This window comes from Azonexus sp. (assembly GCF_041909095.1).
Classification (GTDB): Bacteria; Pseudomonadota; Gammaproteobacteria; order Burkholderiales; family Rhodocyclaceae; genus Azonexus.
The window spans coordinates 44,316-59,169 of the sequence record NZ_JAYREB010000005.1; the positions used below are offsets into that span (position 1 = coordinate 44,316).

Consider the following 14,854-nt stretch of genomic DNA (forward strand, 5'->3'; position numbering starts at 1 on the left):
CCGGAGTTAAACCCATGATTAGCCTTGCCCACGCCCAGACCGCCGGCGCCGCTGCCGACCCGACCGGGGGCTTCATGCAACTGTTGCCGATGATCCTGATGTTCGTCGTGCTGTGGTTCCTGATGATCCGCCCGCAGATGAAGAAGGCCAAGGAACACAAGGCGCTGCTTGCCGCACTGCAGAAGGGCGACGAAGTGGTCACCGGCGGCGGCATTGTCGGCCGCATCACCAAGGTTGACGAAGCTTACGTCACCGTCGAGATCGCCAAGGACACCGAAGTCGTCGTCCAGAAGCCGGCCATCGGCATCGTCCTGCCCAAGGGCACGCTGAAGTCGCTGTAATCCATCACGAAGGGCGGCTGCGGCCGCCCTTTTCGCTGCAAAGCCGCCATGAACCGCTACCCCCTCTGGAAGTACGTCACCGTCGCCATCGCGCTGGTCTTCGGCTTCATCTACACCCTGCCCAATTTCTTCGGCGAATCGCCGGCCGTCCAGGTCTCCAGCGCCAAGGTGACGCTCAAGATCGACGCTGCCACCCAGGCCCGCGTCGAGGATGCGCTGCGCACCGCCGGCATCGTCCATGACGGCGTGCAGCTCGACAACGTCGGCGTCAAGGTCCGCTTCAAGGACACCGACACCCAACTGAAGGCCAAGGACGCCATCGAGCGCGCCTTCAATCCGGATGCCGCCGACGCGCAATACGTCGTCGCCCTCAATCTGCTGAGTGCTTCGCCGCAATGGCTGACCTCGCTGCACGCGCTGCCGATGTACCTCGGCCTCGACCTGCGCGGCGGTGTGCACTTCCTGCTCCAGGTCGACATGCCGGGCGCCGTCACCAAGCGCCTCGATTCGACCGCTGCCGACCTGCGCACCCTGCTGCGCGACAAGAGCATCCGCCACGCCGGCATCAACCGTGAAGGCGAGCGCATCGTCATCAAGTTCCGCGACGCCGAAACCCGCGCCGCCGCCAGCAAGGCACTGGGCAGCAATGCCGACGACCTGGCGCTGAGCGAAGCCGGCCAGGGCGACGACCTGCGCCTGCTGGCGACACTGAAGCCGGAAGCGCAGAAGAAGATCGCCGAATTCGCGATCAAGCAGAACATCAACACCCTGCACAACCGGATCAACGAACTTGGCGTCGCCGAGCCGGTGATCCAGCAGCAAGGCGCCGACCGCATCGTCGTTCAGCTGCCGGGCGTCCAGGACACGGCCAAGGCCAAGGACATCCTGGGCCGCACGGCGACCCTGGAAATCCGCATGGTCGACGACAGCCCCGGCGCGCTGGAAGCCGGTCTCGCCGGCAACCCGCCGTTCGGCACCGAGGTGTATACCGAGCGCGGCGGCTCGCCGCTGCTGGTCAAGAAGCAGGTCGTCCTGACCGGCGACCGTCTGACCGACGCCCAGCCCGGCTTCGACGGACAGACCCACGAAGCCGCCGTGCACCTGACGCTCGACGCCGCCGGCGCCCGCATCTTCAAGGACGTCACCCGCGACAACGTCGGCAAGCGCATGGCCATCCTGCTGATCGAGAAGGGCAAGGGCGAAGTGGTCACGGCGCCGGTCATCCGTACCGAAATCGGCGGCGGCCGGGTGCAGATTTCCGGCCGCATGAGCACCAGCGAAGCCAACGACGTCGCCCTGCTGCTGCGCGCCGGCTCGCTGGCGGCGCCGATGGACATCGTCGAGGAACGCACCATCGGCCCGTCGCTCGGCGCCGAGAACATCAGTCGCGGCTTCCACTCGACGATGTGGGGCTTCCTGGCAATCGCCGCCTTCATGATCCTCTACTACCAGGTGGTCGGCCTGGTCTCGGTGATCGCGCTGGCCGCCAACCTGCTGCTGCTGGTCGCCCTGCTCTCGCTGCTGCAAGCGACGCTGACCCTGCCCGGCATCGCCGCCATCGCGCTGACGCTCGGTATGGCGATCGACGCCAACGTGCTGATCAACGAACGCATCCGCGAGGAACTGCGCAACGGCATGCCGCCGCAGGCGGCGCTGTCGGAAGGTTACGAACGCGCCTTCGGCACCATTCTCGACTCCAACATCACCACGCTGATCGCCGGCCTGGCGCTGCTCATCTTCGGCTCCGGCCCGGTGCGCGGCTTCGCCGTGGTGCACTGCCTGGGCATCCTGACCTCGATCTTCTCCGCCGTCGTCGTCTCGCGCGCCATGATCAACCTGATCTACGGCCGCCAGAAGAAACTCACCCGGATCGCCATCGGCGCCATCTGGAAACCGGGCAGCCAAGCCCCGGCCAACGGCAAGCAATAAGGAAACACGGCGATGGAATTCTTCCGCATCAAAAAAGACATCCCCTTCATGCGCCATGCGCTGGTGTTCAACGTCATCTCGCTGATCACCTTCCTGGCCGCCGTCTTCTTCCTTGCCACCAAGGGCCTGCACCTGTCGGTGGAATTCACCGGCGGCACGCTGATCGAGGTCAATTACCAGCAAAGCGCCGACCTCGAGAAGATTCGCGGCGCGCTGAGCCGGACCGGCTTCACCGATTACTCGGTGCAGAACTTCGGCTCCTCGCAGGACGTCATGATCCGCCTGCCGCTACGCGGTGCCGAAAACAGCGCACAGCAGGGCGAACGCGTCATGCAGGCGCTCTCCGCCGATGCCCCGGGTGCCGAACTGCGCCGCGTCGAATTCGTCGGCCCGCAAGTCGGCCGCGAACTCGCCGAGAACGGCGCCATGGCGCTGCTCGTGGTGATCACCGGCATCATGCTCTACCTGGCCTTCCGCTTCGAATGGCGCTTCTCGGTCTCGGCCATCATCGCCAACCTGCACGACGTGGTGATCATCCTCGGCTTCTTCGCCGCCTTCCAGTGGGAGTTCTCGCTCTCGGTGCTGGCGGCGGTACTCGCCGTGCTCGGCTACTCGGTGAACGAGTCGGTCGTCGTCTTCGACCGCGTCCGCGAAACCTTCAAGAAGGTACGCGGCATGAGCACGCCGCAAGTGCTCGACCACGCCATCACCAGCACGATTTCCCGGACGATCATCACCCACGGCTCGACCCAGGTCATGGTGCTGTCGATGCTCATCTTCGGCGGCGAAACGCTGTACTACTTCTCGCTGGCGCTGACCATCGGCATCTGCTTCGGCATCTACTCGTCGGTGCTGGTCGCCAGCCCGCTGGTCATGTGGCTGGGCGTTTCGCGCGAACAGTTCGTCAAGCCGAAGAAGGTGGCGGCTGAGGGCGTCACCGACGACGGGGCATGCGTCTGAGTTGACGGCCTAGCGGCCTGGATTTTCTGACCCGGTCTGCTGATGGCAGGCCGGGTTTTGTTTTTTGGGGCGGTGGTTTTTTGGGGGTTAGTGGTGGGCGAGTTTGGTTTTTTAGGCGCCGTTTTCCGCGCCTGACGCGCGGGCGTACTTTTTCTTGGTGGCCAAGAAAAAGTAGCCAAAAAGAAGGCCACCCCCAGGTCGGCGCCGGGCTGCGCCCGGTCCCTTGCGCTACTCGACGGTCCGGGCGGCTGGCTAAACTCGCCGCTGCGCGGCTCAGACAACGCCAGCCGACTTCCCCCGGACCGCCTGCGTTGCTCAGCGCCTCTCAGGGGGACCCCGAACACCGACCGGGCACAACCGCTTGCGGTCGACAGGACTTTTCGGGGGAAAACCAGTCGCTTGCGGTCGACCTGTCGTTTGAGCAAAAAACCAAACTTGTGGCGGAGTACCCCCCGGAAATCATCGCCTGTTCGTGGATGAATCATATTCTGACCAGCAGGCGCTGACAGCATTCGGCCAACAGCGGCCTTTCAGAAAATTTCCGCAAAGTAGACGCTCAGCAAGATGTCCATTGCATGAGCGACATCAGTACAATGGCACGCAGCCCGGTTTCAGTCTCTTTTGCCCACAGACTGCATAAAATGCTTCTCTCTGAAAATGCTCAGCAGCCAAAGACTGTGGCCTGTCACGTATTTCAGCTTATCGGATACTTTTGTCGTTTACTACTAGAATCATGGCCACACCTACGGATGTCAAAACTCTGCTGCGCGCCCTAAACCCTACGGAGGTAATTTCCGAGGGAGACGATTTCGCCGTGACCATTGGTGGCACGACGATCAAGGTTATTGGTACGGATGTGGGTGCTTATCTCAAAGACAAACCAACTCTTGCCCATTCATCTGACACTTCAATATCTGCACCCGGCTATCACGAGCAGGTTGTAGATATACAGGGCCGCGGACCCTTGTCTTGGCGACTATTTCGAGAATCTGAGGAGCTTTCATTAAAACACCCGAACAACGGCTTCGAAATTACCGTTGGTCCGGTTTCTACTAACCTCGTATTCTTCCTCACAGATTCTGACGCCATCGCCAAAGATCTACGCAGAGCCGTGATGATGCGTCGCAACCCTTACCGCGACAAGGAAAGCTTTAATCTTCGCGACCTGTTCTCCCGCATCATTTCAGTGAAAATTCGTGCGCCGTCTGGTCACTCTCTATTTAACAACCAAAGACAACTTCGCGCCCTCGCCGAAGCGAGCCTGTATCACATCGCCTTTGGCTACGGTGTGAGCATCATCCCGATTCAGTCTTGGGAACGCTCCTTTTACTCATTGGAAACGCGGAAGAAGGAAGTAGTGCAGTTTCCGCTTCGCACTTACAACTCAGAGTTAGTCGCCTATTACCAACTCGCACTCGGGGCAGAAAGCTTGATCCTTTCGTACTTAGCGCTCTACAAAATTCTTGAGTACTTCTTCACCTCTGCTGCCGAGCATGTGTTATTCGCCCGCGTTAAGGAACAACTCGTAGCTCCAGACTTTTCCCATCTAAAGACAGGCAAGCTCAGGGAGCTGACAAAGACGATTCGGCGGTTCGACCAAAAGATGGACGAACGAAAGATGCTGCAAACTGTATTGGAGCAGTATCTTGAAAAGGATGCCGTTCGCCAATGGATTGCTGCCTATGAAGGTAACAACGGGCCGCACTACACCCAGGAGCGTGAAGTATTTGGCGAACCTCTTCGCATTGATATCTCTGACAATCAGCTATTCCCAGCTATCGCCGCGCGTGTTTATCACATCAGAAATGCGCTCGTGCATAACAAGGAAGGTGAAATCTCTCGATTCATTCCCTTTTCTGGGCAAGAGAAGATTTTGCTCAGTGAAGCTCCTCTGCTTCAACTTATAGCGGAGGAATTGATCCTTAAGACAGGGAAAGATGTTCAGTTCTAAATTCGCCAACCCGGCAGCCAACACGGACGCTGCGCGATAAAGTCGGTCCTGCGCAGGTGACTTCTACGTTAGATTTCTCAAGGAGGATACGTTTGCCCAGCGTCATTCCACAATGGATTCAGGACGTGAACACGGGGCTGTCACTTCTCGGGTTCGCAATAACCTTGTACGTTCTATTCGAGGTTAAATTCATCAAAAATACATTTTTATCGCGGGCTCGCCTTCCTGAAATTATCCGGGACCTAACGAAAGCAGGATCTACGCTGAACGGACATCTCGGAGAATGGCCCGCTCAGCGCAACGAAGCACTCTGCCAAATCAAGGTAGCCGCGTCTCTCCTGAAGTCTGCTTCGACCATGGTCCCCAAGACCGAAAAAAAAGAGCTACTACAAACACACAAGAAACTAACAGGTGCAGCGCAGTCATTTGCTAGCGGGCAAGACATCAGTACAGATTTGATCTGGGACCTGTACTCCGATATTCAATCGAGTATTGCGAGCATGACTCAGATTTCGAAGAACAACAGGTGGGAGTAGCCAATGATCCCAGATGACAAGATCACAGCACTTATCGTCAAACTGAATAAGCTCACATCGCTTGAGCAACTGAAGTGGCATGTGGAGGATGCACCTCGCTCTATTCTCCGCGGCACTGACGATTTCGTTCCTCTCTATATGGCTGCATTGTACAAGGGGCAGCGATTTGGCTTGTACCAGCATCGATATCAATCATATGACGGAGAGCATGACCGATTTTATTGGAGTGAAAGGGTTGTGCTCGTCATCCTTGACTACGAAGGCCGGGTTCTTTGGGAAAGTCCCCACGCTTCTTCCGCCCTCTACGATCTCTTCGAGACCGTTCGGAAAAAGGTATCCAACATTGACGGAATTCTCGATGACCTTCTCTCCGACGACGAAATTTAACATTCCGATCCGCTGGAGCTCCGGCAAGCTGCGCTTGCCTCCGTCCTGTGAGTTACAACGTTGAATGTCCGCTTTTCCAAGCACCGAACTTCCGCTATGGGTCGATAGGAGCCAGTCACGATCCAATGCAACGCCAAAACCCTTCGCCACGAAACCCTCACGGTCGACTGCCCCGAAATCCGAAAAACTGCATTCGGTGTACCGGGCCCCTTGGGAGGTGCCGAGCAACGCAGGCGTTGGCGGAAAAAGGGCGAGCACTGTCTGAGGGGCAAAGCCCCGAGTTGCGCAGCCCCCGCCAACGGCGAGTAGCGCAGGGTACCCGCGCAGCGGGCGCCGACCTAGGGTCGCCTTCTTCTTTGGCTACTTTCTTCTTGGCGAAACAAGAAGAAAGTACGCCCGCGCGTCAGGCGCGGAAAACAGCGTCCCAGAAACCAAAGCCGCCCGCCGGGCAACAGCAGAACCCAGCGCTTAGTCGACCAAACACACCCGCCAGGCGCAGAACACAGCAGTTCAAAAAACCCCAACCCGCATCAAAAAAAGGCCCCGGAATCGCTTCCGAGGCCTGAAGTTACCACTGAGAGAGACTCGGTAAACGCTTACGCGTAAGTCGGTGCAAAAGACGCTTCCGGGTTGGCGGAAGGGCCCTTTTCGCCCCAGTACGGTGACAGCTTGCGCAACTGGGCGATGATCGGTGGTACCGCTTCGATCACCCGGTCCACTTCGGCTTCGGTGTTGTAACGCGACAGCGAGAAGCGGATGGTGCCGTGAGCGGCGGTGTAGGGAATGCCCATCGCCCGCATCACGTGCGACGGTTCGAGCGAGCCCGAGGTGCAGGCGGAGCCGGAACTGGCGGCGATGCCCAGCTTGTTGAGCAGGAGCAGGATCGCTTCACCCTCGATGTATTCGAAGGCGATGTTGCTGGTGTTGGGCAGGCGGTTGCTGACGTCGCCGGTCGGGAAGCAGTGCGTGATCTGGCTCAAGATGCCCTGCTCCAGCTTGTCGCGCAGACGGCGGACTTCGGTGTTCTCGGTAGCCATGTGCTGCATCGCCTGTTCGCAGGCCATGCCGAGGGCGACGATGGAGGCCGAGTTCTCGGTTCCGGCACGACGGCCGCGTTCCTGGTGGCCACCACGCAGCAGCGGCCGGAAACGGCAACCGCGACGCAGGTAGAGAACGCCGATGCCTTTCGGCGCGTGCAGCTTGTGGCCGGACAGCGAGAGCATGTCGATCTTGCTGTTCTTCAGGTCGATGGGAATCTTGCCCACGGCCTGCACCGCGTCGGTATGGAACATGATGCCCTTGGCGGCGGCGAGTTCGGCCATTTCCTCGACCGGGAAGATGGTGCCGGTCTCGTTGTTAGCCCACATCACCGAAACGACGGCAACCCGGTCATGGAGCAGCGACTTGTACTCGTCCATGTCGATGCGGCCCTTCTTGTCCACCTTCAGCTTGTGGACGATGTAGCCTTCCTTCTCCAGCCATTCGCAGAGCGTCAGGATCGCCGGGTGCTCGACGACGGTGGTGATCACCGTGTTGCGTTCCGGCTGCGCCTTGAGCGCCGACAGGATGGCGGTCGAGTCGGACTCGGTGCCGCAGGAGGTGAAGATGATTTCCGAGTCGTGCTCGGCGCCGAGCAGCGCCTGCACCTGGCCGCGCGCCTTTTTCAGCGCCTTGCCGACTTCGCTGCCGAAGGCATGGATCGACGAGGCGTTGCCGAAATGCTCGGTGAAGAAAGGCAGCATGGCCTCGACGACGGCGGGGTCGACCCGCGTCGTCGCATTGTTGTCCAGATAGATCGGGGTCATGGCGCAGTCCTTGTCAGAATTTCCGTTGGGGTCGGGGGATCGTTGTCTTTTTTGAACTTACGCTTCGGCCGGCATCAGCGAGGCGGGCAGCACTTGCACCAGTTCGCCGAGGGCCTCGATCATCTTCTGCTGGACGCCGCCGAGCGTTGCCGCTTCCATCATGCAACCAGAGCAGGCGCCCTTCAGGTGGACGTAGATCTTCTTGCCCTGGACGTCGGCCAGTTCGATGTCGCCGTGGTCGCGCTGGAGCATCGGGCGGACCTCTTCCAGCACTTCTTCAATCTTGCGGATTTTCTGCACCAGCGACAGCTTGGCGGCCGGCTTCGGCGCCGCGGCGGGCTTGGCGGCTTCCGTCTGCAGCACCGGCAGGTGGCCCGGCGGCGGCGAGACTTCGCCCGGGCCGGCGCGCTCGGCCTTGACCTTGGCGAGGATTTCCTCGATGCCTTCGTGACAGGCCGCGCAGCCGCCGCCCGCCTTGGTGTAGAAGGTGACCTGTTCGACCGTGTTGAGGTTGTTGGCCTTGACCACGTCCTCGATCATCACGGCATCGATGGCAAAGCACTTGCAGATCAGCGCGCCCTCTTCATGGTCGTCCGACCATTCCTCGCCGCGGTAGTTGGCGACGGCAGCCTGCAGCGCTTCGCGGCCCATCACCGAGCAGTGCATCTTTTCCGGCGGCAGACCGTCGAGGAAGTCGGCGATGTCCTGGTTGGAAACCTTGAGCGCCTCGTCCAGCGTCATCCCCTTGATCATCTCGGTCAGTGCCGACGACGAGGCAATGGCCGAGCCGCAGCCGAAGGTCTGGAAGTGCGCGTCCTCGATCACCTCGGTTTCCGGGTTGACCTTGAGCATCAGGCGCAACGCGTCGCCGCACTGGATCGAGCCGACGTCGCCGATGCCGTTGGCTTCTTCCAGCGGACCGGAGTTGCGCGGGTTGAAGAAGTGCTCGCGGACCTTGTCAGAATATTCCCACATGATTGTTTCCTCAGACCGAGAACGACGAGCCGCAGGAACACTGGGCGCTGGCGTTGGGGTTGTCGAACTTGAAGCCGGTGTGGGTCAGGGTGTCGACGAAGTCGATGGTGACGTTGTCGATCATCGGCATGGTCATCGGATCGACCAGCAGCTTGACGCCGTCGACCTCGAGTTCCCAATCGTCCTCGGCCTTCTCGGCCTCCAGTTTCATGCCGTACTGCAGGCCGGAACAGCCGCCGCCGGAGATCATCAGGCGCAGGCCGATAACCGGCGTTTCGGAACCGCGGATGAAGCGTTGTACGGCCTTCGTGGCGGCGGGGGTCAGATTGATCATGGCAATTCTCCCAGGGGTGGATGAGCTATCCATTGCAAGCCCCGTGCCATCCCATAGAACAATCTCAAGCCATTGAATTCAATGTATTGTTGCGCCGCACCAGGTTTGTCGGCTTTGCAACAATCAACCCAGGACGTGTTCGTAAGCGCGCCGCATCAGGTCGCGCTCGATGGCGCTCAGCGGGCGCGCCTCGGCAATCGTGATGAAACGACCGCCCAGCCGCTCGGCAGCGGCGAACGGCGGATCGATGCTGGTGAAGCCGCCGAGCAGCACCGCCACGTCGCCGGCCGGCGTATCGACCCAGCAGTGGAAATCGGGCACTGCCTCGATCGCTCCTTCGGCCAGTCCGAGGCGGGTTTCCGCCTCGCGCAACGGCGCGCCCGGATGCGGTTGCACCGTCGGCGACCAGTCTTCCGGGCGCAGCGCCGCCGGCGCCGGCAAGGGAGAAAACAAGGCAACGCCGTCGGGCAGACAAAGGTAGCGCAAACGACCGCTGGTACCCTGCTTGTGCAGGAGGATCAAACGCGTGTCGAGGTTCATGCCGGATACTCCACGATGACCGCTTCGCCGCGCCAGGCCTGGGGCCGCCCCCAGACCTGCACGGCATCGACATAGGCGCCGGACTGCGCGGGATGCGGCAGCAGCACCTGGTATTCGGCGAACACCCGGCCGTCCGGGAAGAAGGTCGCCTTGCCGAAACGCTCGCCGCCGCGCCAGACGGCGACGACGCTCTCCTCCTGCGAGAAGGGGTCGCATTCCGTTGCGAAACTGGCGCTCTGCCAGACCGGCTCGTCGCCGATCGACAGGCCGAGTCGTTCCACCTGCTGGCGGACGGCCCGGCACAGCGATTCGCCCAGTTCGGGCGACGGCGCAGTCATCGCCGCCCCCCGGTGGCACCCGCTTTCAAGCGCGCGCCTTCTGCGCCTCGGCCAGCTTGCGGTTGGCTTCGGCCCAGGCCTGACAGGCGTCGTAGGTCGATTGCGCGATCCCGGGGATTTCCTGATAACCGGCCGGCAGCCGGTCTTCCACCAGATCGTGCAATTGCGAGGCCCACTCGGAAGCGATGCGCTTGAGCTTCTTCACTTCCTTGTCGAGGGCGGCAAATTCCTCGTCGCTCACGGCCGTCTCCTTACAGACCGGCAACGACCGGGTACTGGCCGATGCGTTCGAGGGCGATGCCGAGCAGCTTGTCGGCTTCGTCCTTCATCTTGGACAGGCTGGCGAAGCCGAAGCGATGCACGTCGCGCAGGGTCTTGTCGACGGCGACCAGCTTGCCGACGGTGATCAGGGCGCGGCCGAAACCTTCGTGCGTCAGGTGCACCAGCGGCACCGCCAGCAGCTTGCATTCCTTCTCGATCAGCACGGCGATCGCGTTGTAGAACGCCTTGACGCGCGAAATCGTCTCGTCGTCCGGGTCGCCGATCAGCGGGATGGTCGCCTTGCGTTCCTTGGTCATGATGAAGGGATCGAGAATCTGTTCGACGGTCCACCCGCTGTAGGTGCCGTAGGTGTCGAGCGCGCGCATCTGGCGCGCCATCTCCTTGACGAAGTCGGTCTCGAAAATCGGATCAGTGCTCATGGTGAAACTCCTTGGGGGAAATTCTTGCGGGTTGCGGCCGGGCCAGCAGTTGCGGTGCCGGCATCAGCCCGGGCAGCAGGCCGATGACCAGGCGGGCGACGACGATGGCGATCAGGAAACCGAGCATGGCGCCGATCGCCGTGCCGCCGTCGCTGCCGTCGAAGCTGGTGCCGAGCCCGGCGCCGATCAGCATGGCGAGCGCCGGAAACAGGTAGCCGAGCAGCGCCGAGGTGGTCAGGCGGCTCTGCGGCAGAACGATGGCGACCACGTCGCCGGGTCGCAGTTCCTCGCTGGTCGGCAGCGTCAGCAGGGTTGCCGGGCGCCCCGCCGCCATCTTGCCGACGCCGCAGCTGCCGCCGTGACCGCAGGAGGAACAGCCGCTCGTTTCCATGGCGATGACGGCCTTGCCGTCGGCCACCCGCTGCACGACGCCGCGGTGCTCAAGAAGCGCACTCATCCCTGCCAGCCCTCGTCTTCCATTGCCGAAAAACGGTCGTCGTCCTTGCGCTGCGCGGCCAGCGCGCGATCGATCCAGGGCACGCCGCCGTCGCGCATGGCGCCGGAAATCTCGACCAGCAGGTCGTCGATGGCATCGACATCGCCGACACGGATCGGCTGGATGCCTGCGGCCAGCAGCTTCTTGATCGCCGAAGCGCCGATCGCCATCACATAGACCGCGGCGCAGCCGGACAGGTAGCCGACCTTGGCCAGCAGCTTGTCCTCGTTGCCGTCCATCGCCTCCTCGGCGAATTCGGCGACGCCGACCAGCGTCGCCTTGTCCGGCGTCACGTCATAGACGGCGAAACCTTCGGCGGCGCCGAAGTGCTGGTTGACCCGGGTCCGGTCGGTGGAGGCGAAGGCAACGCGCAACACGGCCTGCGGCGCCTGTTTAATGGACCAGACCAGCTGCAGACGACGTGACGACATGGCGCTGTCCGACGCCATCGCGGTCGTCGCTCCAGTAGAAAGAACGATAGGCTTCGAGTTCATGGTGTTGTCCCAGCATCAAATTGGCGATATCGAACAGGGCCTGCCGCGAACCGCGGTAGCCCACCCAGGTACGGGCGTAGCCGCCCATCGTGTCGTACTGCGGGAAGCCGGCGCGGAGCAGCGGCAGAGCCAGCCGGTGCGCGGTATCCACCGCGTGCGAGTTGGCGATCACCAATTGCGCGCCGCCGGCGCGCGCCGCCACTTCCATGTCTTCCAGATCGCCGACGATGACCTTGGCGAGCGGCAGCCCGGCGAGGCTTTCGTGACGATGCGGGCTGACCGCCGCCACCACTTCGGCGCCCATGCCGGTCAGGAAACGCACCTGCATGCCGAGCAGGTCGGGATCGGCGGCAAGCGCGATGCGCGCGAAGCCGAGCATGAAATGGCTGTCGACCATCGCGTCCTGCAACTGGGCGCGCTGCCGCTCCACCTTCGCCGGCACCTCGCGCCCGGAAATCTCCGCCAGCGCCTGGGTGAAGGCATCGCAATCGTCGAGCCCCATCAGGCCGGTGAAGCGAAAATCGGGAACGCCGGTGCGTTCCTTGAGAATGTCGGCCGCCTTGGCCAGCGACGGCCCGACCACCAGGGTCGCCGCCGACTCGCCCAGCGCCTCGATCTCGACGCGCGGCGTGCCGCCGATGGTGAGCGCCGAATACTCGGCCTCGACCAGGTGGCCGTCGAGCGAATCGCCGATGTCCGGCACCACCACCGGGCGCAGGCCGAAGGCCTCGATCCACTCCTTGATCGCCTCGATGTCGCCCGGTGTCAGCATCGCCGACGCCAGCACGTTGACCTGCTTCGGCCGCTTGCCGGCGCTATCGCTCGCCGGCACCAGCGTCCGGATCAGCGCCTCGACCGCCAGCGCGAAGCCGCTTTCCAGGCAGCCCAGGTAATCCGGCGTGTTGACCGGGACCACCGCCACGCCGTCGAACTCCGGATGGGCGGCGCGGAATTCCTTGACCGTGCGCAGGATGTCGGTGCCCTGCGTCTCGGACAGACCGGTCGTCACCAGGCCGATGATGTCCGGCTTGCTCTTGTCGGAAAGCGTACGCAAGGCCTCGACCACGTTCTCGTCGGCGCCCATGATCGACGACACCTGGTCCATCGCCGTCGTCTGCAGCGGGATCGGCTCGCGGAAATGGCGCACGAAGAAAACCTTGCCGAAGGCCGTGCACCCCTGCGAGCCATGCATCAGCGGCAGGCTGCGGTTGAGCCCGAGAAACGCCAGCGACGCGCCAACCGGCTGACTCACCTTCAACGGATTCACCGCCAGCGCCTTCTTGGATTGGATGATTTCGGCCATGTGGGCAACACTCCTTAGAGATTGCCCACCTCAAAGCAACGAACGCGCCACCAAAACACGTCAATTAAAACATATACTTAAAAACAAACCCGCTGTCACAAACCCGACAAATGCAATAGCGGACAATGCACCAGCCCAGCGCATCCGTCAGCAGGAAGACGACTCCGGCCTGCTGCAGCCAGGCTCCCCGGCTGCCGAAATGCGGCGCAAGGCCGCGGCGGAACGCAGCAGGCTCTCGCTGATCGCCTGCTTGTTGGCGTAGATGCGCTGCAGCGCCCGCTGCATCCGGGCAATGCCCTCGGTGTACTGCGCGAGATCGCCGTCCGTGCTGGCGGCTGAGCGGTGTTGAGCGTGTCGCATGACATTTCCTTAACTGAAAATCCTGCGTACAGCTTAGTCGGACATGACAATGCAATCATTACGCCATTGGTCAGTACTGCCCACTTGCGCGTCATCGCCACCCCGCGGAAACGGCGTCCCGGCGCCATCCGGCAGCAGATGGCGGGGGGTCGAGCGCTCAGCAGCCGGCCAAAATTCACCCCTTGTTCATATGCGATATGCAATCTTCGACGCCGCAACGTTCTGTTTTTGCCAGTCAATCGGCCAGCAAACAGCAGCCGACAATGAAAACGGCATGGAACCTTGCCCCTTTCAGACCAATGATCCAGGAGTGAAACCCATGAAAAAAACGGCAATGAACCTGACCCTCTGCACAGCGTTCGCCCTCCCCCTCACGGCGCTAGCCCAGCAATGGGAAGCCCTGCCGAAGCAGGCGCCGAGCCCGGCCAACAACCCGCAGACGGCGGCCAAGGTGGAACTGGGCAAGACCCTGTTCTTCGACCCGCGCCTTTCCGAACACGGCACCTTGTCCTGCAACTCCTGCCACAACGTGATGGGCGGCGGCGACGACAACCGGCCGAACTCGATCGGCATGCACGACGCGCGTGGCGGACGCAGCGCGCCCAGCGTCTGGAACGCCGCCTTCCTCTCCGCCCAGTTCTGGGATGGCCGCGCGGCAACGCTGGAAGACCAGGCCAAGGGACCAATCACCAATCCAATCGAGATGGGAATGAGCGACGCCAAGGTAGCAATCGAGCGGCTGAAGGCGATTCCCGATTATCTGCCGCTGTTCAAGGCCGCCTTCCCGGAATCCCGCGAGCCGCTGAGCATGGACAACGTGGCGAAGGCGATTGCCGCCTACGAGCGCACGCTGATCACGCCCGACACGCCGTACGACCGCTATGTCCGGGGCGACAAGAACGCGCTCGACGCGCAACAGCTGCGTGGCATGCAGACCTTTGCCGAAGTCGGCTGCAACGCCTGCCACATGGGCGCCAACTTCAGCGGCCCGGCGCTGCCCGCCGGCGAAGGCTTCTTCATGAAGTTCCCCAACATCGCCGGCAGCGCCTACGACAAGAAGTACGACCTGCTTTCCGACACCGGCCGCCACGCGGTCACCGGCAAGGACAGCGACCGCCACCTGTGGCGAGTGCCGACCCTGCGCAACGTTGCGCTGACCGCGCCTTACCTGCACAACGGCAAGGTGGCAACCCTCGACGAAGCGGTACGGGTAATGGCCAAGACACAGCTGAACAAGGAACTTACTTCGGCCCAGGTCAAGGATCTGGTCGCCTTCCTCGGCAGCCTGAGCGGCAATTTCCCGCAACAGACGATGCCGCGCCTGCCGATGACCCCGGGCAACAGCGTTGTGCCGCCGGTCGACCCGCATCTGACGATGAAAACGGCGAAAAAGTAAGCCGCCGT

17 protein-coding genes are annotated in these 14,854 nt (G+C 62.0%); 6 read left to right on the forward strand and 11 right to left on the reverse strand.

Features of this window, described 5'->3' with window-relative positions; genetic code table 11:
• The first annotated feature begins 14 nt into the window (after positions 1–14).
• The 5 genes from yajC (at position 15) to ACE3OV_RS11095 (ending at position 6,104) form a co-directional block, all read left to right on the forward strand.
• Complete coding sequence (gene yajC / locus ACE3OV_RS11075) at positions 15–341, forward strand: preprotein translocase subunit YajC (RefSeq protein ID WP_374327162.1); 327 nt, start codon at positions 15–17, stop codon at positions 339–341.
• A 48-nt stretch (positions 342–389) separates the two neighbouring features.
• Positions 390–2,270, forward strand: coding sequence for a protein translocase subunit SecD (secD, locus tag ACE3OV_RS11080; RefSeq protein ID WP_374327163.1), 1,881 nt, complete (start codon positions 390–392; stop codon positions 2,268–2,270).
• 12 nt (positions 2,271–2,282) lie between these two features.
• On the forward strand, positions 2,283–3,230 hold the full coding sequence (gene secF, locus ACE3OV_RS11085) for a protein translocase subunit SecF (RefSeq protein ID WP_374327164.1): 948 nt from the start codon (positions 2,283–2,285) through the stop codon (positions 3,228–3,230).
• 733 nt (positions 3,231–3,963) lie between these two features.
• Complete coding sequence (locus tag ACE3OV_RS11090) at positions 3,964–5,181, forward strand: hypothetical protein (RefSeq protein ID WP_374327165.1); 1,218 nt, start codon at positions 3,964–3,966, stop codon at positions 5,179–5,181.
• Between the two features lie 539 nt (positions 5,182–5,720).
• Positions 5,721–6,104, forward strand: coding sequence for a hypothetical protein (locus ACE3OV_RS11095; RefSeq protein ID WP_374327166.1), 384 nt, complete (start codon positions 5,721–5,723; stop codon positions 6,102–6,104).
• A 596-nt stretch (positions 6,105–6,700) separates the two neighbouring features.
• On the opposite strand, the gene nifS is transcribed toward ACE3OV_RS11095, so the two are convergent.
• From nifS to ACE3OV_RS11150, 11 genes are all read right to left on the reverse strand, one after another.
• Positions 6,701–7,909 (reverse strand): cysteine desulfurase NifS, encoded by a 1,209-nt coding sequence (gene nifS / locus ACE3OV_RS11100; RefSeq protein ID WP_374327167.1) that lies wholly within the window; start codon positions 7,907–7,909, stop codon positions 6,701–6,703.
• A 57-nt stretch (positions 7,910–7,966) separates the two neighbouring features.
• Positions 7,967–8,884 (reverse strand): Fe-S cluster assembly protein NifU, encoded by a 918-nt coding sequence (gene nifU, locus ACE3OV_RS11105; protein ID WP_374327168.1) that lies wholly within the window; start codon positions 8,882–8,884, stop codon positions 7,967–7,969.
• Between the two features lie 10 nt (positions 8,885–8,894).
• Positions 8,895–9,218 carry a HesB/IscA family protein gene (locus tag ACE3OV_RS11110; RefSeq protein ID WP_374327169.1) on the reverse strand — a complete coding sequence of 108 codons (324 nt, stop codon included), beginning with the start codon at positions 9,216–9,218 and terminating at the stop codon, positions 8,895–8,897.
• Between the two features lie 123 nt (positions 9,219–9,341).
• Positions 9,342–9,758: a hypothetical protein gene (locus ACE3OV_RS11115; protein ID WP_374327171.1), complete on the reverse strand. Its 417-nt coding sequence runs from the start codon at positions 9,756–9,758 to the stop codon at positions 9,342–9,344.
• Complete coding sequence (locus tag ACE3OV_RS11120) at positions 9,755–10,096, reverse strand: hypothetical protein (protein ID WP_374327172.1); 342 nt, start codon at positions 10,094–10,096, stop codon at positions 9,755–9,757. Before ACE3OV_RS11120 ends, ACE3OV_RS11115 begins: the two co-directional genes overlap by 4 nt.
• Before the next feature lie 25 nt (positions 10,097–10,121).
• A complete protein-coding gene (locus ACE3OV_RS11125; RefSeq protein WP_374327173.1) occupies positions 10,122–10,337 on the reverse strand; it encodes a CCE_0567 family metalloprotein in 216 nt (71 codons plus the stop codon).
• Positions 10,338–10,347: 10 nt separating this feature from the next.
• A complete protein-coding gene (locus ACE3OV_RS11130) occupies positions 10,348–10,797 on the reverse strand; it encodes a NifX-associated nitrogen fixation protein (protein WP_374327174.1) in 450 nt (149 codons plus the stop codon).
• Positions 10,787–11,254 (reverse strand): SoxR reducing system RseC family protein, encoded by a 468-nt coding sequence (locus ACE3OV_RS11135; RefSeq protein ID WP_374327175.1) that lies wholly within the window; start codon positions 11,252–11,254, stop codon positions 10,787–10,789. The genes ACE3OV_RS11130 and ACE3OV_RS11135 overlap by 11 nt, the downstream gene beginning before the upstream one ends.
• Positions 11,251–11,724 carry a NifB/NifX family molybdenum-iron cluster-binding protein gene (locus ACE3OV_RS11140; protein ID WP_374327176.1) on the reverse strand — a complete coding sequence of 158 codons (474 nt, stop codon included), beginning with the start codon at positions 11,722–11,724 and terminating at the stop codon, positions 11,251–11,253. The genes ACE3OV_RS11135 and ACE3OV_RS11140 overlap by 4 nt, the downstream gene beginning before the upstream one ends.
• Positions 11,687–13,090 carry a nitrogenase iron-molybdenum cofactor biosynthesis protein NifN gene (gene nifN / locus ACE3OV_RS11145; protein WP_374327177.1) on the reverse strand — a complete coding sequence of 468 codons (1,404 nt, stop codon included), beginning with the start codon at positions 13,088–13,090 and terminating at the stop codon, positions 11,687–11,689. The genes ACE3OV_RS11140 and nifN overlap by 38 nt, the downstream gene beginning before the upstream one ends.
• A 147-nt stretch (positions 13,091–13,237) precedes the next feature.
• The gene (locus tag ACE3OV_RS11150; protein WP_374327178.1) at positions 13,238–13,450 is read right to left on the reverse strand and encodes a hypothetical protein; all 213 of its coding nucleotides are present in this window, start codon (positions 13,448–13,450) and stop codon (positions 13,238–13,240) included.
• A 319-nt stretch (positions 13,451–13,769) separates the two neighbouring features.
• Here ACE3OV_RS11150 and ACE3OV_RS11155 point away from each other — a divergent pair, with 319 nt between their 5' ends.
• Positions 13,770–14,846 carry a cytochrome-c peroxidase gene (locus tag ACE3OV_RS11155; RefSeq protein ID WP_374327179.1) on the forward strand — a complete coding sequence of 359 codons (1,077 nt, stop codon included), beginning with the start codon at positions 13,770–13,772 and terminating at the stop codon, positions 14,844–14,846.
• The last annotated feature ends 8 nt before the right edge of the window (positions 14,847–14,854 follow it).